This is a genomic window from Pantoea sp. ICBG 1758 (assembly GCF_002928325.1).
Lineage (GTDB): Bacteria > Pseudomonadota > Gammaproteobacteria > Enterobacterales > Enterobacteriaceae > Pantoea > Pantoea eucrina.
Map to the genome: position 1 here is coordinate 1,668,635 of NZ_POWL01000001.1, position 25,017 is coordinate 1,693,651.

General features: G+C 56.5%; 16 protein-coding genes. 8 read left to right on the plus strand and 8 right to left on the minus strand.

Annotated elements, in window-relative coordinates; all coding sequences use genetic code 11:
• The first annotated feature begins 159 nt into the window (after positions 1–159).
• Positions 160–321 carry a hypothetical protein gene (locus C1Y41_RS20120; protein WP_199181678.1) on the plus strand — a complete coding sequence of 54 codons (162 nt, stop codon included), beginning with the start codon at positions 160–162 and terminating at the stop codon, positions 319–321.
• A gap of 91 nt (positions 322–412) precedes the next feature.
• Here C1Y41_RS20120 and ompC read toward each other — a convergent pair whose 3' ends face one another.
• From ompC to C1Y41_RS08090, 4 genes are all read right to left on the minus strand, one after another.
• Positions 413–1,516, minus strand: a complete 1,104-nt coding sequence (gene ompC / locus C1Y41_RS08075; RefSeq protein ID WP_039385507.1) for a porin OmpC — start codon at positions 1,514–1,516, stop codon at positions 413–415.
• A gap of 448 nt (positions 1,517–1,964) precedes the next feature.
• Positions 1,965–3,110 (minus strand): HlyD family efflux transporter periplasmic adaptor subunit, encoded by a 1,146-nt coding sequence (locus C1Y41_RS08080; protein ID WP_104085221.1) that lies wholly within the window; start codon positions 3,108–3,110, stop codon positions 1,965–1,967.
• Positions 3,097–5,229: a type I secretion system permease/ATPase gene (locus C1Y41_RS08085; RefSeq protein WP_104085222.1), complete on the minus strand. Its 2,133-nt coding sequence runs from the start codon at positions 5,227–5,229 to the stop codon at positions 3,097–3,099. Before C1Y41_RS08085 ends, C1Y41_RS08080 begins: the two co-directional genes overlap by 14 nt.
• 52 nt (positions 5,230–5,281) lie before the next feature.
• Positions 5,282–7,057 (minus strand): Ig-like domain-containing protein, encoded by a 1,776-nt coding sequence (locus tag C1Y41_RS08090; protein WP_104085223.1) that lies wholly within the window; start codon positions 7,055–7,057, stop codon positions 5,282–5,284.
• 561 nt (positions 7,058–7,618) lie between these two features.
• On the opposite strand from C1Y41_RS08090, the gene C1Y41_RS08095 reads away from it, so the two are divergent.
• From C1Y41_RS08095 to rcsB, 3 genes are read left to right on the plus strand one after another with little or no spacing between them, the layout of a single operon-like run.
• Positions 7,619–8,773: an MFS transporter gene (locus C1Y41_RS08095; protein WP_039385523.1), complete on the plus strand. Its 1,155-nt coding sequence runs from the start codon at positions 7,619–7,621 to the stop codon at positions 8,771–8,773.
• 22 nt (positions 8,774–8,795) lie between these two features.
• Complete coding sequence (rcsD, locus tag C1Y41_RS08100) at positions 8,796–11,450, plus strand: phosphotransferase RcsD (RefSeq protein WP_094111128.1); 2,655 nt, start codon at positions 8,796–8,798, stop codon at positions 11,448–11,450.
• Position 11,451: 1 nt separating this feature from the next.
• On the plus strand, positions 11,452–12,102 hold the full coding sequence (gene rcsB, locus C1Y41_RS08105; protein WP_033750421.1) for a response regulator transcription factor RcsB: 651 nt from the start codon (positions 11,452–11,454) through the stop codon (positions 12,100–12,102).
• Positions 12,103–12,148: 46 nt separating this feature from the next.
• Here the strand turns inward: rcsB and rcsC are convergent, their stop codons facing one another.
• Both rcsC and gyrA read right to left on the minus strand, forming a co-directional pair.
• A complete protein-coding gene (gene rcsC / locus C1Y41_RS08110) occupies positions 12,149–15,001 on the minus strand; it encodes a two-component system sensor histidine kinase RcsC (protein ID WP_104085224.1) in 2,853 nt (950 codons plus the stop codon).
• A gap of 166 nt (positions 15,002–15,167) precedes the next feature.
• Positions 15,168–17,807 carry a DNA topoisomerase (ATP-hydrolyzing) subunit A gene (gyrA, locus tag C1Y41_RS08115; RefSeq protein ID WP_039385529.1) on the minus strand — a complete coding sequence of 880 codons (2,640 nt, stop codon included), beginning with the start codon at positions 17,805–17,807 and terminating at the stop codon, positions 15,168–15,170.
• A 176-nt stretch (positions 17,808–17,983) separates the two neighbouring features.
• On the opposite strand from gyrA, the gene ubiG reads away from it, so the two are divergent.
• From ubiG to yfaE, 4 genes are all read left to right on the plus strand, one after another.
• Positions 17,984–18,730 (plus strand): bifunctional 2-polyprenyl-6-hydroxyphenol methylase/3-demethylubiquinol 3-O-methyltransferase UbiG, encoded by a 747-nt coding sequence (gene ubiG / locus C1Y41_RS08120; protein WP_039385530.1) that lies wholly within the window; start codon positions 17,984–17,986, stop codon positions 18,728–18,730.
• Positions 18,731–19,135: 405 nt separating this feature from the next.
• Positions 19,136–21,421 carry a class 1a ribonucleoside-diphosphate reductase subunit alpha gene (nrdA, locus tag C1Y41_RS08125; protein ID WP_104085225.1) on the plus strand — a complete coding sequence of 762 codons (2,286 nt, stop codon included), beginning with the start codon at positions 19,136–19,138 and terminating at the stop codon, positions 21,419–21,421.
• A 63-nt stretch (positions 21,422–21,484) separates the two neighbouring features.
• Positions 21,485–22,615, plus strand: coding sequence for a class Ia ribonucleoside-diphosphate reductase subunit beta (gene nrdB, locus C1Y41_RS08130; RefSeq protein ID WP_039385534.1), 1,131 nt, complete (start codon positions 21,485–21,487; stop codon positions 22,613–22,615).
• 2 nt (positions 22,616–22,617) lie between these two features.
• A complete protein-coding gene (yfaE, locus tag C1Y41_RS08135; RefSeq protein WP_039385536.1) occupies positions 22,618–22,878 on the plus strand; it encodes a class I ribonucleotide reductase maintenance protein YfaE in 261 nt (86 codons plus the stop codon).
• A 398-nt stretch (positions 22,879–23,276) separates the two neighbouring features.
• Here yfaE and C1Y41_RS08140 read toward each other — a convergent pair whose 3' ends face one another.
• Positions 23,277–24,473, minus strand: coding sequence for a nicotinamide mononucleotide deamidase-related protein YfaY (locus tag C1Y41_RS08140; protein WP_104085226.1), 1,197 nt, complete (start codon positions 24,471–24,473; stop codon positions 23,277–23,279).
• 153 nt (positions 24,474–24,626) lie between these two features.
• Complete coding sequence (gene elaB, locus C1Y41_RS08145; protein ID WP_039385541.1) at positions 24,627–24,947, minus strand: stress response protein ElaB; 321 nt, start codon at positions 24,945–24,947, stop codon at positions 24,627–24,629.
• Between the last annotated feature and the right edge of the window lie 70 nt (positions 24,948–25,017).

Consider the following 25,017-nt stretch of genomic DNA (forward strand, 5'->3'; position numbering starts at 1 on the left):
CACGTCGACGTTAAGTACTGCACCATTATTACCCACTCTGCACTGCTTCAGGGCTGACGCAGTGTAACAAACCCCGCCTGAAGCGTGTGACGCTGAGAGCGGCAGCATGGCATAAATGCTGCATTGTTGAGAGCAGGTTTATTCTCAGCGAGGTGCAGCATGGCGATGTCAAAAACGCAGAGTGAAAAGTGGCAGCGGTGGCTGAGCTTTTCTGCTTTCACCCTGGCAGGTATTGCGCTGGAGGGCAGCCAGCCGGCTGCGGCAGTGCAGGCTGAACCGCGTCCGGCGGCAAAAGCCCGGCACTGGCGCAGTGTGCAGTAGTTCAGATGCTGTGCCTGCCTGAGGCGGGTGCTGCAGATAAGAAGCGGGCAGGAAAGGTGGCGCGCAGCCCGCCGGGCCGCGCGCCAGAGGCTCAGAACTGGTAAACCAGGCCCAGCGCCACAATGTCATCGGTGTTGATACCGGCATTGTTGGTAAAGTTGTTGTCATCCAGCAGATTGATCTGGTAATCCACATAGGTCGACATGTTTTTATTGAAGTAATAGGTCGCGCCCACGTCGATATATTTTTTCAGGTTCTGGCTGCCATAACCTTCAATATCTTTACCGCGTGAATTGACGTAAGCCAGCGACGGACGCAGACCGAAGTCAAACTGATACTGCGCAACCACTTCCCAGTTGTCCGCTTTGTTCGCATAACCGAAAGCGTCAGAATCAACTGAGCCAAAACGCGTCGCGTTGTAAGAGCGGGTATACATCGCAGCCAGATAGATATTGTTTGCGTCATATTTCAGGCCGCCGGTATAGGCTTCCGCTTTATCGCCCTGGCCCAGTACGCCTGCGGCATTCTGGTTATTGGTGCGATCGGACTGGAACATAGCACCGCCCAGTGCCAGACCATTACCCAGATCATAGGTGGTGCTCAGACCCCAGCCGTCGCCGTTTTCGCCCAGCACATCACGGCCAGAGGTGGATTCAGTCGGGTTATCATTTTTGCCCTGGTACTGAACGGCCACGTTCCAGCCATCCACCAGACCAAAGAAATTATTATTGCGGTAGGTTGCCATACCGTTACCGCGCTGGAACATAAAGTTGTCCGCGCCATAGGTATCGCCACCAAACTCCGGCAGAACGTCAGTCCATGCGCCAATATCATACGCAATGCCGTAGTTGCGACCGTAATCGAAAGAGCCAGCGTCACCAAAACGCAGACCGGCAAAGCCGACGCGGGTATAGCTGTCTTTAGTGCCTTCGCTTTCAGCCGTGTTCAGCGCGGCCTGGTATTCCCACTGACCGTAACCCGTCAGCTGATCGGTCACCTGAGTTTCACCTTTAAAACCAAAGCGCAGGTAAGACTGGTCACCGTCTGAGCCATCGTTGTCAGAGAAGTAGTGCAGACCATCTACTTTGCCGTAGAGGTCGAGTTTGTTGCCATCTTTATTATAGATTTCGGCTGCGCTTGCTGAACCCGCCACCAGCAGCGCCGGGATCATCAGGGAGAGAACGCGACGATTCATTTATTTACCCTCGGTTATGTGCCTTTATAGTTATGCCACTGCAAACTGAATGTTAAAAATTCAGCCGGCAATTCATTGTTGTTTTATAGCGGGCAATAATCTATCACGAAAATGATACTAAATTTCCGAAAGTGTTTCATTTGATTACAAATTTATTGCCAGATGTAAATACCGTGGAACTAATAATCAGCACATATTGACAAAAAATAAAGCACGAATAAACAAACCGGATTAAATTCCTTTGCATTCAAATAGCTGCATTAATTTGATGCCGCACTGAATGATAAAACTTTGTTGCTGCCAGCCTCTACAATTATCCACGCTATCATCATTTATTTTATTATTATCTTCATTCATCCCGAATGAGTGTTTTACCCTGATTCCCGCCGGACATATTTGTCCGGCATTTTTTTATCTGCGCTATTTCCCCGCCAATATAATAATGCATTCAGCGCTCGCGCAGCGCTTCGGCCGCTTTATTCAGCGGCTTGAGCAGATAATCCAGCACCGATTTTTGTCCGGTTTTTATCTCCACATCTGCCAGCATACCCGGCAGCACAGGAAAGCGCTGACCGCGTCGGCTGGTAAGCGTTGCCGTCTGTGTCCGCACATAGACCCGAAAATAGGGTGGCTCGCGCAGGTCGCTATCCTGCAGCGTATCCGGAGAAACGCTCTCGACGATGCCCGGCAGATCGCCATAAATCGCGGTATCGTACGCGGTAATTTTGACCGTTGCGGGCAACCCGGCCCGAATCCAGGCGATATCGCGTGGCGCAACGCGTGTCTCGATCAGCAGCCGATCCTCTAGCGGGACAATCTCCATCAGTTTACCGCCCGGCTCTACCACACCGCCCGGCGTGGTAATAGCGATAGCTTTGACGATGCCATACACCGGTGACAGCAGCGCGGTGCGCGTCAGCTGATCTTCTCTGCCTGCCGCAACCTGCAGCTGCGCATCCAGCTCTGCGCTGTTTTTGACCTGCTCCTCATGCGTTCGCACAGTGTAGTCATTATGCACCTCGTCGATTTTTCCCTGCAGATCGCTGACCTGGCGCCGCAGCCGCAGCGCTTCAACTTTACCTGCCGCACCGCGCGCCACCAGCGGTTCAGTCAGATTGAGTTCCGCCTGTACGAGCTTTAGCGACTGCTGAAGGTTTTGCAGCGTTGTCGTCAGGTTTTGCCGGCGCGACTCATAGAGCTGAGTTTCACGGGCGACCAGCTGCGGGTAACGGCGAATATCCGCGCTGAACTGCAGGGGACGATCGCTGAGCTCAGCATCCAGCCGCTCTGCTGTCGCCCGCAGTGTCCGCACCCTGGCGCTCGCTTCCCCGTAGCTGGACTGGTAGCGGGCGGGATCGAGCGTGGCCAGCAGCTCCCCCTTACGGACAATATCGCCTTCGCGCACGCTGAGCTGTTTGAGGATCCCGCCATCCAGATTATCGATAATCTGCGCCCGGCTGGAGGGCGTGACCTTGCCGCTGCCTGTTGTCACCTCATCCAGCACGGCAACGTGCGCCCAGATCAGCAGCAGCAATAGCGTGAGCGCGCAGAGCCAGATAATGCGCGACGACGCCGCCTCGTTATCTCTGTTCATCTGCTACCTCCGTCCGTGAAGCGCTGCGCTGCAGAATGGCATCGCGCGGGCCATCAGCCACAATCTCGCCGTTCTTCATCACAATGATGCGATCGACCAGCCCCAGCAGCGCCGGACGATGCGTGACCAGCACCAGGGTACGCCCCGGCAGCCACTGCGCCAGCTGACGGATCACCTGCGCCTCCAGCGGTTCATCAAGCGCCGCCGTCGGCTCATCCAGCAGCACGATCTGTGGCTGACGCAGCACCATTCTGCTGAGCAGAATCATCTGTCGCTGGCCGCCAGACAGCCCGCGCCCTCCTTCATGAATGAGGCGGTCAAGCGCGGCAGCATCCTGCTGCAGCAGCGATAACGCACCGCTTATGCGCAGCGCCTGCAGCATCTCCTGTTCAGTGGCGTGCGGATTGCCCAGCAGCAGGTTCTGCCGCAGCGTACCGAAAAACAGGCGCGAATCCTGCGACAGCCAGCCGAGCTGCCGCCGCAAATCTGCCGGATCGAGCTGCTGCATGCTGACGCCATCGATTATGATGCGCCCGCTGTCGGGCAGCGCCTGCCCGGCCAGGATTTTCAGCAGGGTCGATTTACCGGCTCCCGCTCCGCCGACAATCGCGATGCGCTCACCGGGACGGATTGTCAGGCTCCCGATAGCAACCGCACGCAGGCTGCTTTCATCATAGTGATAGCGCACCTGCTGCAGCTCATAGTGTCCGCGGAGCACCGCCGCATAAGCCGGCACGCCGCTCTGCGGCTGATCAACCGGCTTTTTAAGCAGTTCATTAAATCCGGTCATGGCGCTGCGCGCATGCTGCCAGCGCGAAAATACCAGCGTCAGCTGCATCAGGGGAGCGAGCGTACGCGCGGAGAGCAGGCTGCTGGCCACCAGCGTACCGGTAGTGATCTGATTGTTCAGGATCAGATAGACCCCGGCGACCAGCATCCCCGCGTAGGTCAGCTGCTGCACGCTGCCCGCCCAGCCGGTAAGACGCGCGCCCCACAGCCGCTGCTGGCTGGCGAGCGTGGCGCTGACTTCGTGGGTCTGTTCCCACTGCCGCTGAAACCCGGCCTCAGCCTGCAGCGCCTTGATATCCTCTACCCCTTCCAGCGTCTCCACCAGCAGCGCCTGCCGCAGAGCACTTTCGCGCTGGCCCTCTTTAGCCAGCCGCGCCATCGGGATCTGTACCAGCAGCCCCGGGATCACGATCAGCGGGATCGCCAGCAGCGGCACCAGCACCAGCCAGCCGCCAATCGCGGATAAAATCACCAGAAACAGCACCACAAAAGGGATATCCGCTGCGGCACTTACCGTCGTAGAGGTCAGTAATTCACGTACCTGCTCAACCTCACGCAGCTGAGCAATAAAAGCCCCGGTGGAGCGCGGCCGCGCCTCATTGCGGATGCGCAGTGCGCGGGCAAAGAGTTGCGCAGAGAGAGCCAGATCGATCCGCTTTCCCATGCCGTCAGCAACCCGGGTACGCGCCAGCCGGATCAGATATTCCATCAGCGCCGCCAGCATCACTCCGCCAAACAGCACCCATAGCGTGGGTTGTGACCGGGCTGGTATCACCCGATCGTACACCTGCATTGAGAACAGGATCCCCGCCAGCGCCAGCATATTGCTGACCAGCGAGGCGAGACTGATTTCCACCAGGCGTCGCTTCATTGGCCGAAAATGCTGCCATAACCAGTGTGGCTGCCAGGGACGAACAAACTCATCCATGCGCGCATCCCGTGCGCGGGTCGCCAGCGTAATCACGCCTACTTCCGGCTGCGCCTGTGCCAGCAGGTCACTCAGCGGAGCTGAGCGCAGGCCGTCACCGCCTGCGCTCAGCCAGTAATGCACCCTCCCCTCATCATCTGCCGCTTCTGCAAGCGCCAGCGTGCCGTCGTTAAGGCGCAGCAGCAGCGGCATTACGGCCTGCCGCCAGCGCAGCCTGCGGGCGCTGACAAACTGCAGCGTCAGTCCCATATGCTGCGCCAGATCTGTCAGCTGCGCCTGCGGTGACGCCGCGGCCAGCCACTGAAGCTGCAGGCGACGGCGATCGGTGGCAATCCCCAGCGCGGCCGCAGCCCGGTTTAGCGCGGCAATCGCTTCGTCGCGCGTATGCAAGGGTGAACGCATCCCTGGGTCGCCTTTTAGAAAAGAGTGATGTCCTGCGTGTGGCGCAGATAATTTATATCAGTGCCGCTACCGGCTGCTGCTGCAGATGATCGGCCAGCGTCCAGGCAGCATCGCTGCTGCCGTAGTGGTGGTCAGGCTCACTCCCCGCCGCTGCGGCATCCGGTATGGCCTCTCCGGCACCGTAGTGCGCCAGCAGAGAATCGATAGTGGTCGCGCTGAAATCTGTGCTGCCGGCGTCCTCTACCGTTACCGTCCGGACAGCGCTGGCCAGATTGCCCGCTTTATCCTGCGCGCTGACGCTCATCTGATAGCTGCCCGGCTCCAGCGTCGCCAGCTGACCCGCCAGAATGGTCAGCGACCACTCTCCGCTCTCATCCACTGCGGCGCTGTAGTGCCGATCGCCCAGCGTGACGGTGACCAGGCTTCCCTGCGTCAGATGGTCAGAGCTACCCTGAATAAGGTGCCAGTGATCCATGTCGCCGGGCGCGATGACGCCATCGCCAAACGGCTGCTGCAGGGTCAGCGATGGCAGCTGGTGAACCGCCACGGTGAACAGATCGCTGAGCGTCTGGCTGTCGTGATTACCGTAGCTGTCCCAGCGTTCGGCCATAGCGCTGACCGGTCCATCCGGCAGCGCCTGCAGGTCGGCCACGCTGAGCGTTACCATGCCATTGACTGGCGTATAGGCCTTACCGTTGAGCGTAAGCTGGTTGACACCCTCAAGATAAAAGCTCAGCGGCTGCTGCGCTTCCTGTGCGTTAAGGAAGGTATCGCCGCCAATATTCATTTCACAGTAGATGTCCGGCAACGTCGTCACGACATTCAGCTCCAGCGTGGTGTCGGTGCTGTTGCCGGCGGCGTCGAGCGCGTAAACGCGGACTTCACCGAGCGAAATAAAGCTGCTGACCTCGCCGGCAGGAACGATCGCCTGCCAGTGACCCTGTGCATCAATCGCGGCGTGATAAACGTTATCCCCGACGCAGAGCTCCAGCTTCTGGCCCGGAGTCAGCGCCGAGAGCGTACCGCTCAGCATCAGATCCTGCTGGCTCTCAGCAAAGTTAATGACGTTGTCAGCGGTAACGCTGTCAAAGCTGATATGCGGCAGGCTCTCCGGATGGGTTACCAGCGTCAGCTCATGCTGTACCGTGCTGGTTTTGCCATTCGGATCGCGGGCGCTGACCTGCAGCTGATAAACGCCATCCGGCAGCGCGTGCAGATCCTCCGGCGTAAACGTTGCCTGCCATGCGCCGTGCTCATCAACGAGAGCAGTGGTGCTTCTGTTTCCCAGCGTCAGCGTGACATGGCTGTTAAGCGGCATATGCGTCACCAGTCCGCTCACCTCCACGCCGTAAATGCCCTCCGCTACGCTAATCGCGTTATCACCACTCACGGGCGCCACGCTGATCTCCGGACGGAGCGTTTTATCCACATAGACGCCAAACCCGACTTCGGTGGCGGTGCTGTTACCCGCTTTATCGCTGATGGTCAGCGTCAGGCTGTAGTTGCCATCCGCAAGACCCTGTAATATCGAAGGCGGCATGGTTGCATGCCAGTAGCCCCAGTGGTTGACCGTGCTGTGCCAGCTTTCGCCATTAAAGCTGAGCGTGACCGTTGCGCCTGGCTCCTGCTCCGCGCGTCCGCGCAGGTGAATGGCGCGATTGCTCTCCCAGGCGGCGATCACGCCATCCTGCGCCAGCGGTTCATAGGGATGTAGCGCGGCCGGTGGCGTGGTATCGCGGTGCTGCCGGCTGGTAGTTGTCGGGCTGACACGCTCAGCGCCAGAGGTAAATAACGACGCGAACGATGAAGTGGATTGGCCTGAAAACATAGGTAACCTCGTTACAGAGTATGTATTGCACCAGTTATTACCTGAATTAATGTTTCAGGCAGATCGGTGCGCCATACAGGCCATAACAGCATGGCCCGTTTCACCTGATGAAAACGGGTTACCCGCAGGTAACAAGGTTAAAGGTATGACGTTAAATGCGCGCTCCCGGCCGGGCTGGCGTGCGTGGCGATCTTGCTCTAAGCGGCCCCTTTAGCGATGGCCTGCTTTATCTTAGCGCGCATTAGCGGCTGCTGTCTGGTGGCAAAAATCCGGAAAATGGCTGTAAAACGCGCAACCAGCGAAAACCATAGTCAGCCAGTAATCTCTCGCTGATTGCATCAGTATATGTCATCAATCACCTGACTTAATTTGCGTTATGTCACTTAATATCTGTCAGGCAGTACCAGGAAATATCTGGAAAAAATTCTGGCCCGGGCAAATATCGGTAAGATGTCCGATTCCTGTGCAGCAGCAGGCAACGCAAATTGCGCGTTAATTCCGCTGCACCGCCTGCTTTGATGCTAAACTTCGACGCTTTAACAGCGGATCAAAATAACGACTATGACTGCACTGGACGCCGCACAGCCAGCCAAACTGCATCAGCGTGTTAATTTCGGCACGCGCACTGTTTTCCTTATCGCCGGGTTGAGTATGTCTGCCTGGGCGCCGCTTGTGCCTTATGCCAGCCAGCGTCTGCAGCTGAGCGGAGCCTCCCTCGGCGGGCTTTTACTATGTCTGGGCATCGGTTCGCTGGCCGCTATGCCGGTGACGGGGGCGCTGATTGGTCGTTTTGGCTGCCGCCGGATTATGACCTGCTCTGCGCTGCTGATTCTGGCGGTGTTGCCGCTGCTTGCCACGCTGGATCATCTCTGGGCGATGGCGTTTACGCTGATGCTATTCGGCGCCGGACTCGGCATGCTGGATGTGGCGATGAACGTGCAGGCGGTTCACGTGGAAAAAGCGGCGGGCAAGCCGATGATGTCAGGCTTTCACGGCTTCTTCAGCCTCGGCGGCATTATCGGCGCCGGTGCGGTGAGTCTGCTGCTGGGTGCCGGGCTGACGCCGCTGCAGGCCATCGCGATTATGATGGTGCTGATCGCCGTGCTGCTCTGCTGCAGTCTGCCAACCCTGATGAGCGAGCGGCTGCGTCAGGCTGATGAACCCTGGCTGGTGATCCCGCGTGGCTGGGTCGCTTTTCTCGGCTGCCTCTGCTTTATTCTGTTCCTCGCCGAGGGTGCCGTGCTCGACTGGAGCGCCCTGCTCCTGCTGCAGAGCCCGGGCCTCAGCGTAGCCTATGCCGGACTGGGCTATGCGGTGTTTTCGGTTGCCATGACGATTGGCCGGCTGACCGGCGACAAAATCATTCAGCGCTTTGGCCGCTATCACGTCATGCTTACCGGCGCGCTGGCAGCCAGTGCAGGTATGACGCTGGCCGTGCTGGTCCCCTGGCCGCAAACCGCACTGCTGGCGTTTCTGCTGGTCGGATTCGGGCTGGCGAATACAGTGCCGATGCTGTTTAATGCCGCCGGTAACCAGCAGGCCATGCCTGTCAACCTGGCGATATCGGCCATGACAACGTTAGGCTATGCGGGTATTCTCTCAGGCCCGGCGTTAATCGGCTTTATTTCCCAGTGGCTCACACTAAGCGGTGCATTCCTGCTGATTGCTCTGATGCTGCTGGCTGTCGCCGCCAGCGCACGCCGGGTTACGCGTTGATTGCAGGATCCTGAGACTCACTATGCTTTATAAATTTCCACTGACTTCCGGTAACGTTACGCGTTTTGTTGTCGTGTTTAACCTGGTGCTGCTGCTGGCGCTGGGCGCCGTGGTGCACAATAGCGTCAGCGCCTGGATTGCCGAAAAGCGTTATGCCATGGCTGACCTGGCGCGTGATATGCAAAAACGCATCGACGCTTACCGCTTCGCCACCTGGCAGATTTACGAAAATCTCGCCACCAGTGCGGCCGGCTCTGCGCCAAACAGCACGCTGCAGGAGACCCGGCTGCGCCCGGATGTTTACTATCTGGAAAAAACGCGCCGCAAAACGGAAGCGCTGATTTTCGGTTCGCACGACGGCAGCACGCTGGATATGACTATGCGTATGTCCGGCTATCTCGATACTTTATGGGGTGCGGAAAACCCGGCGTGGTCGATGTATTTTCTGAACGGTCAGGATAATAGCCTGATCATGATCTCTACCCTGCCGCTGAAAGATATGGCAACGCGCTACAAAGAGAGCGCGCTAAATACGCTGGTCGACAGCCGCCGGGCTGAGATGCTGCAGCAGGCTAACGCCCTGGATGAGCGCGAGAGCTTCTCTCCACTGCGTCATTTTACCTGGCAGAACGATCACTACTTTACGCTGCGCACCACCTTTAACCAGCCGGGTCATCTGGCAACGGTGGTAGCTTTCGATCTGCCGGTTAACGATCTGGTGCCGCAGAACCTGCCGCTGGAGAATTTCCAGCTGCGTCAGGATGCGACCCCGGGCAGCAGCACTGATGACGGCAGCGACGGCACGACCAGCGTTACGCTGGTTAACCCGGATCTGGAGATCGCTGCCTCGCTGCCCAGCACGCCGCTGCAGCTGGTTTATCGCGTACCGCTGGTTAGCCTTGCGCTTGATATGCTGCATAACCTGATGTGGCCGCTGCTTATCAACCTGTTGCTCTTCCTGCTGTCGATTGCCGGCGTGACCCTGCTGCGTCAGCAGGCGCTGCGCCCGAATGAGAATCAGAGCGCAGAGCTCGATTCGCTGCGTATGCTGAACGAAGAGATCGTCGCCAGCCTGCCGGTCGGGCTGCTGGTGTATGACTTCGCCACTAACCGCACCCTGCTAAGTAATAAGATTGCCGATCACCTGCTGCCGCACCTGAACCTGCAGAAGATTATCAATATGTCCGATCAGCATCAGGGCGTGCTGCAGGCGACTATCAATAACGAAGTCTATGAGATCCGTCACGCACGCAGCGTGCTGTCGCCGCACACGCAGCTGTTTATGATGCGCGATCAGGATCGCGAACTGCTGGTTAATAAGAAGCTGCAGAAAGCACAGCAGGTACTGGACCGCAATCACCAGATGCGCCAGCAGCTGATGCAGCAGCTTGGCCATGCGCTGAACCGCCCGCTGCAGGATATGGTGACGCGGCTGGTGCAGCTCAGCCAGCGCAGTGACGATGAGAGCGTGCTGGATCTGCTGGATGAGAGCCAGCGGCTGGCCCGCCTGGTCGATGATATCGTGCTGCTGAACCGGCTGGAAGCGCATGACTGGTCGCCGGAAACCAGCCCGTTTAATCTGCAGGATCTGCTGGATGAGATTGCGCTGGAGAGCCTGCCGCTGCTGCGACGCAAGGGCCTGACGCTGGTGGTAAACAACCAGCTGGCGAATGATGAAATGCGCAGCGGCGATCGCCGCGCGCTGCGTAAGGTGCTGACCACCCTGATGCATTATGCGCTCACCACCACGCAATGGGGAAAAATCACGCTGGAAGTGAAAACGCCAGCGAACAAGCCTGATGTGCTGCAGCTGCAGCTGGTCGATACCGGTTCCGGGCTAACGGCGGATGAACTGACCAACGCCGATTTCCCCTATCTTGGTGAGACGTCGCAGGATCGTTTTGGTCAGGCCTCCGGAATGGCCTTTTTCCTCTGTAAACAGCTCTGCAAGCAGATGGGCGGCCAGTTAGACATTATCGCTAAACCCGATATCGGCACGCGCTATAACATCCAGCTGCCGCTGACGCTGCAGCTGCTGCTGGAGGAGCAGGAAGAAAAATTACTGGAGGGCGTGACCGCTCTGGTCGATATAGCAGTGGAGGATGTACAGAAAATCGTCTGTCGTCATCTGGAGAACTGGGGCGCTAAGTGCCTGACCTCAGATGAACGGCTCTCGGGTCAGGAGCATGATGTCCTGATCACGGACGACCCTGAACGTCTCAGCGGCTGGGCATTACTGCTGGCGGGCGATGAGCTGGGGCATCACGCCCTGAACGACAGACAGTATCGCGTGAATTATAACCTCAGCAACGCCCTGCTTGACGCACTGCTGGCCCTGATTGAAAAGCAGCTGGCCAGTGATTTGATGGAGGAGAGTGAAGAAAATGAGGCTGGCACACCGCTGTTAAGCGGCGGCTATTTCCAGCTGTTTACCGAGACAGTACCGCCTGATGTCAGGAGACTGTATACTGAAGCGTCGGATAGCGACTATCCTTCTCTTGCTCAGACAGCGCATCGCCTGAAAGGCGTTTTTGCCATGCTCAATTTGCTGCCGGGTAAACAGCTTTGTGAAGCGTTAGAACAGCACATTAAAATGTGCGACGATTTAACCATTAAAAATACCACCAGTGAAATTGACGCCTATGTCAATCAACTGCTGCAGCAAGGTAACCAATAAGATGAATAACCTGAACGTAATTATTGCCGACGACCATCCCATTGTTCTGTTTGGTATCCGTAAGTCTCTGGAACAGATTGAATGGGTTAACGTAGTAGGTGAGTTTGAAGACTCCACAGCACTGATCAACAGCCTCTCCAAGCTGGACGCGAATGTTCTGATCACCGATCTCTCAATGCCTGGCGAGAAGTATGGCGACGGCATTACCCTGATCAAATACATCAAGCGTCACTATCCCGATCTTTCGATCATTGTTCTGACCATGAATAACAATCCGGCGATCCTGAGCGCCGTTCTGGATCTCGATATTGAAGGGATTGTGCTGAAACAGGGCGCTCCGACCGATCTGCCAAAAGCGCTGGCCGCACTGCAGAAAGGCAAAAAATATACGCCGGAAAGCGTTGCCAAACTGCTGGAGAAGATCAGCGCAGGTGGTTACGGTGACAAGCGTCTGTCGCCGAAAGAGAGTGAAGTACTGCGTCTCTTTGCTGAAGGTTTCCTCGTCACTGAGATTGCCAAGAAGCTGAACCGCAGTATCAAAACCATCAGCAGCCAGAAGAAATCAGCCATGATGAAGCTGGGTGTGGATAACGATATCGCACTGCTGAACTACCTCTCCTCGGTCAGCGCCACGCAGATCGACAAAGATTAATCTTTGCAGGCGGCCCGCAGGCCGCCCGTTCGTTTAATCCCCTGCCCTACGCCTGACGACCGGTACGCACGCGGGCAGCGTAGCGCGCCAGAGTGACTTTCAGCTCATCCAGCGTCACCGGTTTCGACAGGCAGTTATCCATACCGGCATCCATACAGCGCTGCTTCTCTTCCGCCAGCGCGTTCGCCGTTACGCCAATCACCGGGAACACGTGCCCCAGCTGGCGCAGCCGCTGCGTCAGGCGATAACCATCCATATTCGGCATGTTTACGTCGCTCAGTACGATGTCGATATGATTGCGACTCAGCACGTTAAGCGCATCAACGCCATCCTGCGCCGTTTTGGTCTGATAGCCCAGCGTACCGAGCTGCTCCGACAGCAGCATACGGTTGATGGGATGATCATCCACAATCAGAATCATAATATCTTCATTGCTGCTCGCATTCTCTGCCGCAGGCGGCGGCAGCGGCGTGGTGGTATCACTGTCAATCGTGATGCGATAGATACGACCCAGCAGCAGCGGCAGGTCGTGCAGCGTTGCGCTGCTCTGCACCCAGACGCCCGGCGAGCGCTCCTGCGGCATATCGATATGCTCACCGCAGATCAGAATGCGCGCGCGCACCGCCTGCGCCAGTGAATCGTCGTGATCGCTTATCACCACATCATCGCTTTCTGCCTGTCCCTGCCAGGCTGCCGCTTTCAGTCCCTGCTGCTGCAGCAGGCGCAGCAGAAACGCAGCGAGATAGTCGTTGCGCAGGTCAAGCCAGATCGCTTTCTCCTGCAGGCCATCCAGCAGCGGCGGCGCCGGCTGCTGCCCGGCGTAGATCGGAATACGTACGATAAACTGGCTGCCCATTCCCGGTTCAGAATCGACCTCAATATCGCCATCCATCATGTTGATCAGTTTTTCGCAGATTGCGAGTCCCAGCCCGGTGCCCTGGAAGTTGCGCTGCACGCCGGAGCCAACCTGGAAGAAAGGATCGAACAGCCGCGTCACCTCTCTGGCAGGAATGCCGACCCCGGTATCGCGCACGCGGAAGGCAAGATAGCCCTCTTTAACGTAGGCGTGCAGAATAATGCAGCCGGTATGGGTAAATTTGATGGCGTTATTAAGCAGGTTGGAGATCACCTGCTGCAGCCGCAGCGGATCGCCATCCAGCGCCAGCGGCACGTTGTTTTCCATAAAGACATAGAGCGTAAGACGCTTGCGCACCACCAGCGATAAATAGTTGCTGGTGATATGGTTAATCACTTCGCGCGGTGAGAAAGGACGCGGCTCAATTTTCAGCTGCTCTGACTCTATCTTCGAGAAGTCGAGAATGTCGCTGATAATTTTCAGCAGCAGGCTGGAGGAGTTGTTCATGGCGGTGACCAGCGACTCCACCCCTTTGGGCAGGCTTTTGGTCTGCAGCAGATCGAGGTTACCGATGATGCCGTAAAGTGGCGTGCGCAGTTCATGACTGACGGTTGCGAGGAACATCGATTTCGACTGGCTCGCCTGTTCAGCGGCGTGCGCCATCTCCTGCAGCGACTGCTCCATACGTACGCGGGATGAGACATCAACCAGCACGCAGATGGCCACATTTTCATTGCGGTAGCGCGAATGCACAAAGCTGATCTGCAGGTTGGTATTGCTGCCGGTCAGCACATCAACAAAATTCACCTGCTGGCCGCTGATAATTTCATTAAGCCGCTGGCGATCCTCCTGCGTCAGCAGCGTAAGGTAGTTGTGCGCCAGTTCGTTGCTCAGAATATTGGTGCCATCGCTGGTGCGCAGAATGCAAATCCCTACCGGTGCCGACGCGACAATTTTCCGGTTGAACTGCTCATGCTCCTCCAGCCGGTGCGCGTTATCTTCCGCCGGCAGGAACATGCGGCGCTCAAATATCCACGCCAGAGTAAAAAGCACAATCGCACTGAAGATGTTAAGCAGCAGCGCGTTAAGCAGCAGCAGCCGCAGCTGATCCACCATTACCGACGTGGGCAGAGACCAGATGATATTCAGATCTGACGGCGGCAGCGGCTTTTTCAGCACCAGCTGGCGGTAGCTGTCGAGGTAGCCAAACCAGGTGCTCTCATCGGGCAGATCGTCCAGCGCGTAACCGGGTCCGCTGCGGCGGCTGCTCAGCAGCGGGCGGTAATTTTCATCGGTAATGGTCGCCACCAGCGGCAGTCCGCCGGGCTGAACAAATTCATCCAGCCGGATATTCTGCTCAACGCCCAGCAGCGCCTGAAGTTTGTTGGCGACGTAAACCGGGACGACCATATAGAAGTTGCCGCTTCCGGGCTGCGTGCTGTCGGTGATCCAGTACATCGGATTGCGCCGATCTTCCTCATTGCTGTTGCGATAGTGCAGCACATGTTCGCGCAGCGCCTTCATGCTGCGTTCCCGATCTAACGGATTGCTGCTGCCAATGGTGAAATCAGCCAGGCACTGGCTCTCACCGCCGATAAAAAACACGCGATTCAGCTCATAGGCCGCAGCAAAATTGCTTTTCCAGTAGTTGATATAGTAGCTGAGCGAGTCGAGCGAGTTGCGCCAGGTGTTGCTCATTGAGGTGCAGTCACCGTCGGAAAAGAGCGGCGTAAACTGCGGCAGCGTGCTTTTACCGGCGGGCATGGCGTTGAGCATGTCCAGCCCGTTAGCGCTGCTGCTAAGACGATTTTCCGTGATGTACTTCAGTTCCCGCATGACGTCAGCCGAGTGCCGGACGTACCACTCTGCTTTACCATAATTCGTCGCAAACTCCTGGCGTATTCCGTTCTCTTTTTCATGCAGCACATTGATGATGTAGAAGGTGGTCAGCAATGCACCCAGCGACCAGAGCAGCAGCGCCAGCGCCCGGAAAAGATAGCGCGAGATACGAAGCGTGGTGCGAAAGGAGACGAGATATTTCAAGAGAGGCTCACTGGCGGTAACGGTTAACAGGACCCAAAAAGGTGCACATACACTAGCTTTATCGCTGCGAAAAAGCCAGTTGGTGCAGAGGTGCGGGGCGAAAACTCAGATAATAAAACGGCAGGTCGGTTGCCCTGACCTGCCGCTGATAAGGTGCTTCAGACGATTATGCGTCGTCTTCTGCGTCCGGTGCCTCGTCATCGCTGTCGACTTCCGGCGCGATATCCTCTTCGCCTTCCGCCACGCTGCCGTCGATGGCATCCAGCTCCTCTTCTTCAACCGGCTCCGCCACGCGCTGCAGGCCAACCACGTTCTCATCTTCCGCGGTGCGGATCAGGATCACGCCCTGCGTGTTACGGCCGACCACGCTGACTTCCGATACGCGGGTGCGTACCAGCGTGCCGGCATCGGTGATCATCATAATCTGATCGCCGTCTACCACCTGTACCGCACCGATAACCGGTCCGTTACGCTCGGTAACTTTGATCGAGATAACGCCCTGAGTGGCACGCGATTTCGTCGGATACTCGCTGTTAGCCGTACGCTTACCGTAACCATTCTGCGTAACGGTGAGGATCGCGCCCTCTTCGCGCGGCACAATCAGCGACACCACTTTATCGTTCTCTGCCAGCCTGATACCGCGCACGCCTGAGGCTGAACGCCCCATGGCACGCACTGCACTCTCAGCAAAGCGCACAACTTTACCGCCAGCGGAGAAGAGCATCGCTTCATCATTGCCGTTGGTCAGCGCTACGCCAATCAGCTCATCATCTTCACGCAGGTTGATGGCGATAATGCCGGCGCTGCGCGGACGACTGAACTCCTGCAGCGCGGTTTTCTTCACCGTGCCGCTGGCCGTCGCCATAAAGATATTGAAGCCTTCGGTATACTCACGCACCGGCAGAATAGCGGTAATGCGCTCGTTAGCTTCCAGCGGCAGCAGGTTGACGATAGGACGCCCGCGTGCGCCACGGCTCGCTTCCGGCAGCTGATAAACCTTCATCCAGTAGAGACGACCCCGGCTGGAGAAGCAGAGAATCGTGTCGTGGGTATTAGCCACCAGCAGGCGATCAATGAAGTCCTCTTCTTTGATACGTGCGGCTGATTTACCCTTGCCGCCGCGGCGCTGCGCTTCATAATCTGACAGCGGCTGATACTTAACGTAGCCCTGGTGCGACAGGGTGACGACCACATCTTCCTGGTTGATCAGATCTTCGATATTGATATCCGCGCTGTTGGCGGTGATCTCAGTACGGCGCGCATCGCCAAACTGATCGCGCATCGCTTCCAGCTCTTCGCGGATCACTTCCATCAGGCGGTCAGCACTCTGCAGAATGTGAATCAGCCCGGCAATCTGCTCCAGCAGCTCTTTGTACTCATCAAGCAGTTTCTCATGCTCAAGGCCGGTCAGTTTCTGCAGACGCAGATCCAGAATCGCCTGAGCCTGCTGCTCGGTAAGATAGTAGCGGCCATCGCGAATACCAAATTCAGGCTCCAGCCACTCCGGCCGCGCAGCGTCATCGCCGGCACGCTCAAGCATGGCGGCAACATTGCCGAGATCCCACGCCTGTGCCAGCAGAGCGCCCTTCGCTTCTGCCGGCGTCGGCGCGCGACGGATCTGCTCGATAATCGGATCGATATTCGCCAGCGCAATCGCCAGACCTTCAAGGATATGGGCACGATCGCGCGCTTTGCGCAGTTCGAAGATGGTGCGACGCGTCACCACTTCGCGACGGTGGCGCACAAAGGCTTCGATGATATCTTTCAGCGGCATGATCTTCGGCTGACCCTGATGCAGAGCCACCATGTTGATGCCGAAAGAGACCTGCAGCTGCGTCAGCGAATAGAGGTTGTTCAGAACCACTTCACCCACGGCGTCGCGTTTGACTTCAATGACAATGCGCATACCGTCTTTATCAGACTCATCGCGCAGCCCGCTGATCCCTTCAACGCGCTTCTCTTTAACCAGCTCGGCAATTTTTTCAATCAGGCGCGCTTTGTTAACCTGATACGGGATCTCATTGACAATAATGGTTTCGCGACCGGTTTTGGCATCGGTTTCGATTTCGCCACGCGCGCGAATGTAGATTTTACCGCGCCCGGTACGATAGGCCTCTTCAATACCACGACGGCCATTGATAAAGGCTGCGGTCGGGAAGTCCGGACCGGTGATGTGCTCCATCAGCCCTTCTACGCTGATGTTTTCATCATCGATAAAGGCGAGGCAGCCGTTGATCACTTCAGTCAGGTTATGCGGCGGAATGTTAGTTGCCATTCCCACGGCGATACCGGAGGAGCCGTTTACCAGCAGGTTAGGAATTTTGGTTGGCAGCACTTCCGGGATCTGCTCGGTGCCGTCGTAGTTTGGCACAAAGTCGACCGTCTCTTTTTCCAGATCGGCCAGAAGCTCAGAGGAGATCTTCGCCATACGGACTTCGGTATAACGCATCGCTGCGGCGGAGTCGCCATCAACGGAACCGAAGTTACCCTGACCGTCAACCAACATATAGCGCAGGGAGAACGGCTGGGCCATACGGACAATACTTTCGTATACAGCAGAGTCACCGTGCGGGTGATACTTACCGATAACGTCACCTACCACACGGGCAGATTTCTTATAGGCTTTATTCCAGTCGTTACCCAGTTCGCTCATGGCGTAAAGCACGCGGCGATGCACCGGCTTTAGGCCATCACGGACATCGGGTAAGGCTCGGCCAACAATGACCGACATGGCGTAATCGAGGTAGGAGTTTTTCAGCTCTTCTTCGATATTGACCGGTGTAATTTCTCTCGCAAGGTCGCTCATGGAGCCGCTATCCCTCTACTTAATCCCGGATTTTAAAGGTGCGAAAGTATATCACATTGCTTACGTACGGTGAACGTAAAGCGGGGTTTTCTGGCGCTTTTCGTTCACGCTGAGAGATGCCACCTGACGTTTAAGCGTTTATACTCAGAAGATATTTTGCCAGGAGTCGTTATTCAATGAGTGAACAACCGCAGGAAAGCCGTCAGAACGTCGATCACAGCGAGATTGCCAAGTTTGAAGCGGTCGCTTCGCGCTGGTGGGATCTGGAGGGTGAATTTAAGCCGCTGCACCGTATTAACCCGCTGCGTCTGGGCTGGATTGCGCAGCACAGCAACGGCCTGTTTGGTAAAAAAGTGCTCGATGTCGGCTGCGGCGGCGGCATTCTGGCAGAGAGCATGGCGCGTGAAGGCGCAGACGTAACCGGGCTGGATATGGGCGCGGAACCGCTGGCAGTCGCGCGTCTGCATGCTGAAGAGAACGGCGTCAGCGTCGATTATATTCAGCAGACGGTAGAGGATCATGCGAACAGCCATGCTGGCCAGTATGACGTAGTGACCTGCATGGAGATGCTGGAGCACGTACCCGATCCGCGCTCGGTTGTTATGGCCTGCGCCCGTCTGGTAAAACCAGGTGGTGAGGTCTTTTTCTCCACGATAAACCGCAATCCTAAAGCCTGGCTGCTGGCAATCTTCGGCGCCGAATATGTGCTGCGCATGCTGCCGCGCGGTACGCATGACGCCAAAAAGTTTATCCGCCCGGCTGAATTACTGGACTGGGTAGACGAAACCACACTGCGCGAACGCCACATGATTGGCCTGCACTATAATCCGCTGACCAACAAGTTCCGTCTCGGACCGGGTGTGGACGTGAACTATATGATTCATACCCACGCTCAGGCTGATGCCGCAGGCGAAACACGCTGATAACAGAGGCCCGCTCTGCGGAGCGCGCCTCTCTTCTTCATCCCCGCTAGCCGATCTTCTCCGTTTCGTCTCTGCCTTAATGACGGGTTCCGCGCCTTTGATTGAGATTTACGCGCTCAGTCATACTATTAAAAAAAAGTATGAAGCCGTTGACAGCTAACCCAGGCCTTATGCCACGCGGATCCAGGATTTTTCCCGGCTACCAGGACTGATTCTTTGCCAAAAATCAACTCTTGTTAAGCAAAGAATGCTGACTAAAATACTCACCATATAGTTAGTAAAACTTCCCGAACCCCCTATATATAGTGTTTATCCACAGGCTTACTCACAGCGAGCGGCTTGTGCATAGACCTTGTGAATAGTTAGGGGATAATTTCCTATTTCATGGACAGGTAAACACGCGACATGAACCAAAGTCTGCTCGTCACCAAACGCGATGGCCGTCAGGAACGCATTGATCTCGATAAAATTCACCGTGTACTCGACTGGGCGGCTGAAGGGCTGAACAATGTTTCAGTTTCTCAGGTTGAACTGCGCTCCCACATTCAGTTTTATGATGGCATCAGAACCTCTGATATCCATGAAACCATCATCAAAGCCGCAGCCGATCTGATTTCGCGCGATGCGCCAGATTACCAGTATCTGGCAGCACGTCTGGCTATCTTCCATCTGCGTAAAAAAGCCTATGGCCAGTTTGAGCCACCGAAGCTTTACGATCAGGTCGTGAAAATGGTGGAGCTGGGCAAATATGACCGCCACCTGCTGGAAGATTACAGTACCGAAGAGTTTGAGCTGATGGACAGCTACATCGATCACTGGCGCGATATGAACTTCTCTTACGCTGCGGTTAAGCAGCTGGAAGGAAAATATCTGGTGCAGAACCGCGTCAGCGGTGAGATCTATGAGAGCGCGCAGTTCCTGTATATGCTGGTCGCAGCCTGCCTGTTCTCAAACTATCCACGCGATACGCGCATGAGCTACATCAAGCGCTTTTATGACGCGATCTCCACCTTCAAGATCTCGCTGCCAACGCCAATCATGTCTGGCGTGCGCACCCCGACCCGTCAGTTCAGCTCCTGCGTTCTGATTGAGTGCGGCGACAGCCTGGACTCTATCAACGCCACCTCCAGCGCTATCGTGAAATATGTGTCACAGCGCGCCGGCATCGGTATTAACGCAGGCCGTATTCGTGCGCTGGGCAGCCCGATCCGCGGCGGCGAAGCGTTTCATACCGGCTGTATCCCGTTCTATAAGCATTTCCAGACGGCGGTGAAATCGTGCTCTCAGGGCGGCGTGCGCGGCGGTGCAGCGACGCTGTTCTACCCGATGTGGCATCTGGAAGTGGAAAGCCTGCTGGTGCTGAAAAACAACCGTGGCGTGGAAGGTAACCGCGTGCGCCACATGGACTACGGCGTTCAGATCAACAAGCTGATGTATACCCGCCTGCTGAAAGGCGAAGATATCACCCTGTTCAGCCCGTCAGATGTCCCGGGCCTGTATGATGCGTTCTTCGCCGATCAGGAGGAGTTTGAACGTCTCTACACCAAATATGAGAAAGATGAGAGCATCCGTAAGCAGCGCGTAAAAGCGGTCGATCTCTTCTCGCTGATGATGCAGGAGCGCGCCTCAACCGGTCGTATCTACATCCAGAACGTCGATCACTGCAATACCCATAGCCCGTTTGACCCGGCGATTGCGCCAGTGCGTCAGTCCAACCTCTGCCTTGAGATTGCGCTGCCAACCAAGCCTCTTGAAGATGTGAATGATGAGAACGGCGAAATTGCGCTCTGTACGCTTTCCGCCTTCAACCTCGGTGCCATCAATAGCCTCGACGACCTCGAAGAGCTGGCGGTGCTGGCGGTTCGCGCGCTCGATGCGCTGCTTGATTATCAGGACTATCCGATTCCGGCAGCACAGCGTGGTGCCATGGGTCGCCGTACGCTGGGTATTGGCGTCATTAACTACGCTTACTACCTGGCGAAGCACGGCGTACGCTACTCTGACGGTAGCGCTAACAATCTGACGCACAAAACCTTTGAGGCTATTCAGTACTATCTGCTGAAAGCATCAAATGAGCTGGCAAAAGAGCAAGGCGCCTGCCCGTGGTTTAAAGAGACGACCTATTCACAGGGTATTCTGCCGATTGATACCTATAAAAAGGATCTGGACGCCGTCTGCAATGAGCCGCTGCATCTCGACTGGGAAGCGCTGCGTGAATTGATCACCACGCACGGCCTGCGTAACTCCACGCTCTCTGCCCTGATGCCGTCAGAGACCTCTTCGCAGATCTCTAACGCCACTAACGGTATTGAACCGCCGCGCGGCCACATCAGTATTAAAGCGTCTAAAGATGGCATCCTGCGTCAGGTGGTACCGGAGTATGAGCGTCTGAAAGATCAGTATGAGCTGCTGTGGGAAATGCCTTCTAATGATGGTTATCTGCAGCTGGTCGGCGTGATGCAGAAGTTTATCGATCAGGCGATCTCCTCAAACACGAACTACGATCCGGGCCGCTTTGCCAACGGTAAAGTACCGATGAAACAGCTGCTGAAAGATCTGCTTACCGCCTATAAGTTTGGTGTGAAGACGCTCTACTATCAAAACACCCGCGACGGCGCAGAAGATGCACAGGACGATCTGGCCCCGTCAATTCAGGATGATGGCTGCGAAAGCGGCGCCTGCAAAATCTGACCGGCGACGCGTACTTATGTCAGGGCTGGCGCTGCCAGCCCGCTTCACTTTTTGGACTTAGTCATGGCTTATACTACTTTTTCACAGAATAAAAACGATCAGCTGAAAGAGCCGATGTTCTTCGGCCAGTCCGTGAACGTGGCGCGTTTCGATCAGCAGAAATATGACATTTTCGAAAAGCTGATTGAGAAGCAGCTCTCTTTCTTCTGGCGTCCGGAAGAGGTCGACGTCTCACGCGATCGCATCGACTACCAGGCACTGCCGGATCACGAAAAGCATATCTTCATCAGCAACCTGAAGTATCAGACGCTGCTCGACTCTATCCAGGGCCGCAGCCCGAACGTCGCGCTGCTGCCGCTGATCTCTATCCCGGAGCTGGAAACCTGGATTGAAACCTGGGCGTTTTCTGAGACCATTCACTCACGCTCTTACACCCATATTATCCGCAACATCGTCAACGATCCGTCGCTGGTGTTTGATGATATCGTCACCAACGAGCAGATTCTGGCGCGCGCGCAGGATATCTCAAAGTACTACGACGATCTGATTGAGATGACCAACTACTGGCATCTGCTGGGCGAAGGCACGCATCAGGTTGCCGGTAAATCAGTCACCGTCAGCCTGCGTGCGCTGAAAAAGCAGCTCTATATCTGTCTGATGAGCGTTAACGCGCTGGAAGCGATTCGCTTTTACGTCAGCTTCGCCTGCTCATTCGCTTTTGCCGAACGTGAACTGATGGAAGGCAACGCCAAAATCATCAAGCTGATCGCGCGTGATGAAGCGCTGCACCTGACCGGCACCCAGCATATGCTGAACCTGCTGCGCAGCGGTGAAGACGATCCGGAGATGAAAGAGATTGCTGCCGAGTGCCGTGAAGAGTGCTTCGAGCTGTTTAAGAAGGCGGCACTGCAGGAGAAAGAGTGGGCAGAGTATCTGTTCAGCGGCGGCTCAATGATTGGTCTGAACAAAGATATTCTGTGCCAGTACATTGAGTACATCACCAATATCCGTATGCAGGCGGTGGGTCTCGATCTGCCCTTCCAGACCCGCTCCAACCCGATTCCATGGATCAACTCCTGGCTGGTGTCTGATAACGTGCAGGTAGCACCGCAGGAAGTGGAAGTCAGCTCCTATCTGGTGGGTCAGATTGACTCTGAAGTAGGCGAAGACGACTTCAACGATTTCCAGCTCTGAGCATGAGCCGCGCTGTTGTTATCCTGCGCAGTTCAGGCTCCCGCCTGGAGTGCGCAGATGAACATCCTAATCTGCTGACCACGCTTGAGGCCCATAACCTCTGCGTGGAGTTTCAGTGCCGTGAAGGCTACTGCGGTTCCTGCCGTATGCGCCTGGTACGGGGCGAAGTCGATTACGCTGAAACACCGCTGGCTTTTATTCAGCAGGGTGAAATCCTGCCCTGCTGCTGTAAAGCGCGCGGCGAGATTGAGATTGAGCTGTAACCGCCCCGTCTGTTTTCTTTCACATCGTTCATGCGACAAGAAAGCCACTCTGGTCAGAGGGGGCGCTGAGCACGTCCGGAACGGCAACACCCGCTCCCTGCGGGCCTCGGCACGCGGCGTCCCTGCCGCGTGACGTCCGGCTTAGTTCAACGCCCCCTCTTCCCCTGTGCTTCTGTGCGGCTGTAAGAGCGAGTTATCTGACAGCTATGCAGAAATCACAGGGCGCGGAAGCGACGGTGATTTGCAGCAGCCTCCGCGCCATGGATGGCGCGGCGTCAGGCCCCACGGAGGGGTTTATGCCGGTGCGGCAAGTCACCGTCACTTCCGCAACCAGGCTCCCTTTGCAAGCGATACCGGTTAAGCACTGACGTATCCGGTATGCCCCTTCGCAGGCGCAATCAGTGCTTTACCGTTTCCAGTATGTCGATCCAGCCGTGTCCGGTTGAAACTTCGCTGCCGTGCAGCCAGCGACGCAGCATGTTCATTGCCATCATCGCCACCACTTTCTGCCGGGTTTCCTGATTATGACGACCGTGTGAAAACTTCACCCGCTGGCCCCAGCCCGCTTCCGGCGTCTGCAGCGCAATCGCAATTTCTCCTTCGGCCAGTTCACTGACAGAGAGCGCCAGAGCGCTGCCCTGCTCTGCCGCCAGCATGCGTGTCCGCTCAACCTGTGCTTCAAGTGTTTCTGCCTGCGGCGCCAGGATCTCGCCAGCGCTTAGCGGCACGTCCGCAGCGGCCAGCTGCCAGTGCAGAAAGCCGGCGGTATACTGCTCACTGGTGGCGAGGCGGAACTCACGCTGCTGCAGCTCACGCGCCAGCAGCGCGGGCAGCCCTTCAGTGCCTTCGAAAATCGTACATTCGGCCAGCAGCAGCTTTACCTGCTGCCAGACCTGCTCCATCGCCACGCGCGCACTGGCAGGCCCGGTAAGCTTGATTTCAATAATCGGCATTGAAGAGCGGTAACCCATTACCACCCCTTCAGGCAGCACCAGCGGCTCCAGCTCAGCCGCAATATCACTCTCCCCGCGACCAAAGGTCGTCAGGCGCAGGCAGAGCGGGGGTTCAGGCAGGGTAAAACGTGCTTTCAGGCGCGGAATAATCTCCTGCTCCACCATCACTTTGAATTCTGACGGCACGCCCGGCGTAAAGAAAATCCAGCAGCGGTTGAGCTGGAGTGCGAAACCACAGGCGGTACCCACCGGGTTATCGATAAGCGTGGCGTTAGCCGGGATTTCAGCCTGTTTGCGATTACTGGCGGCCATCACGCGACCGCGACTGGCAAACCAGGCTTCCATTTTTGCCAGCCATTCTGCCTGCAGCACCAGCTCGCAACCGCTGGCGGCCGCGGCGGCCTGCGCGCTCAAATCATCAGAGGTCGGCCCCAGTCCCCCGTTAACAATCAGCACATCTGCCACCTGGCTACGGCTCTGTAATGCATCAATCAGCGACGGCAGTGCATCACCCACGGTCATGCGGCTGGTCATCGGCAGGCCATGCTGAAACAGCACGTCCGCCAGCCAGGCGGCGTTGGTATCCACAATTTGTCCATGCAGCACTTCATCGCCCGTGGCGAGCATCTCAACACGTATCACGTTGCATTCTCCTTGTCCTGGTTACGCTTTACTGTAGAAAGCAGGCGAGGTAAACACAATCATCAGGAAGGGAAATCGGGAAAGAGATCGTAAATAGCGAAGAAAGTATGGCAGGCGAAGCCGGGCGCAGCGTTGCGCGCGCCCGGCAGCGTATTAGCGACGGGCCAGCAGTAAACCTACAAACAGGCCTGCAGCGGCGCCAATACCCACGCCCTGCCACGGTTTTTCATGCACGTAATCATCGGCACGATAGGCCGCCTGTTTGGCACGATAGTAGTAGCTGTCCGAAGCCTGACTGACGCGGCTCTTCACATCTTCCAGCGCCTGCTCAGCTTTTTGTTTGAGTTCAATATACTTCTGATCGGCCGGATCGCCGGACGCGCGCAGCACTTCTTCAAGCGTTTCAGTTAACAGCGCCAGATCGTCGTCAATACCTGATTCATAACGGTTATCAAATTGGTCTGAAGATGACATTATGCGGTTCCTCCGTGTTCATAACGTGTCGATTAACTATAGCCATAAATCATAACTTTGCTGGCCGAAA

Coding starts and splice junctions, on each gene's coding strand:
- nrdB (WP_039385534.1), top strand. CDS start 21,485: ATGGCTTATACTACTTTTTCACAGAATAAAAACGATCAGCTGAAAGAG.
- ompC (WP_039385507.1), bottom strand. CDS start 1,516: ATGAATCGTCGCGTTCTCTCCCTGATGATCCCGGCGCTGCTGGTGGCG.
- rcsD (WP_094111128.1), top strand. CDS start 8,796: ATGCTTTATAAATTTCCACTGACTTCCGGTAACGTTACGCGTTTTGTT.
- C1Y41_RS08085 (WP_104085222.1), bottom strand. CDS start 5,229: ATGCGTTCACCCTTGCATACGCGCGACGAAGCGATTGCCGCGCTAAAC.
- rcsB (WP_033750421.1), top strand. CDS start 11,452: ATGAATAACCTGAACGTAATTATTGCCGACGACCATCCCATTGTTCTG.
- C1Y41_RS08090 (WP_104085223.1), bottom strand. CDS start 7,057: ATGTTTTCAGGCCAATCCACTTCATCGTTCGCGTCGTTATTTACCTCT.
- gyrA (WP_039385529.1), bottom strand. CDS start 17,807: ATGAGCGACCTTGCGAGAGAAATTACACCGGTCAATATCGAAGAAGAG.
- nrdA (WP_104085225.1), top strand. CDS start 19,136: ATGAACCAAAGTCTGCTCGTCACCAAACGCGATGGCCGTCAGGAACGC.
- yfaE (WP_039385536.1), top strand. CDS start 22,618: ATGAGCCGCGCTGTTGTTATCCTGCGCAGTTCAGGCTCCCGCCTGGAG.
- C1Y41_RS08095 (WP_039385523.1), top strand. CDS start 7,619: ATGACTGCACTGGACGCCGCACAGCCAGCCAAACTGCATCAGCGTGTT.
- elaB (WP_039385541.1), bottom strand. CDS start 24,947: ATGTCATCTTCAGACCAATTTGATAACCGTTATGAATCAGGTATTGAC.
- ubiG (WP_039385530.1), top strand. CDS start 17,984: ATGAGTGAACAACCGCAGGAAAGCCGTCAGAACGTCGATCACAGCGAG.
- C1Y41_RS08080 (WP_104085221.1), bottom strand. CDS start 3,110: ATGAACAGAGATAACGAGGCGGCGTCGTCGCGCATTATCTGGCTCTGC.
- C1Y41_RS20120 (WP_199181678.1), top strand. CDS start 160: ATGGCGATGTCAAAAACGCAGAGTGAAAAGTGGCAGCGGTGGCTGAGC.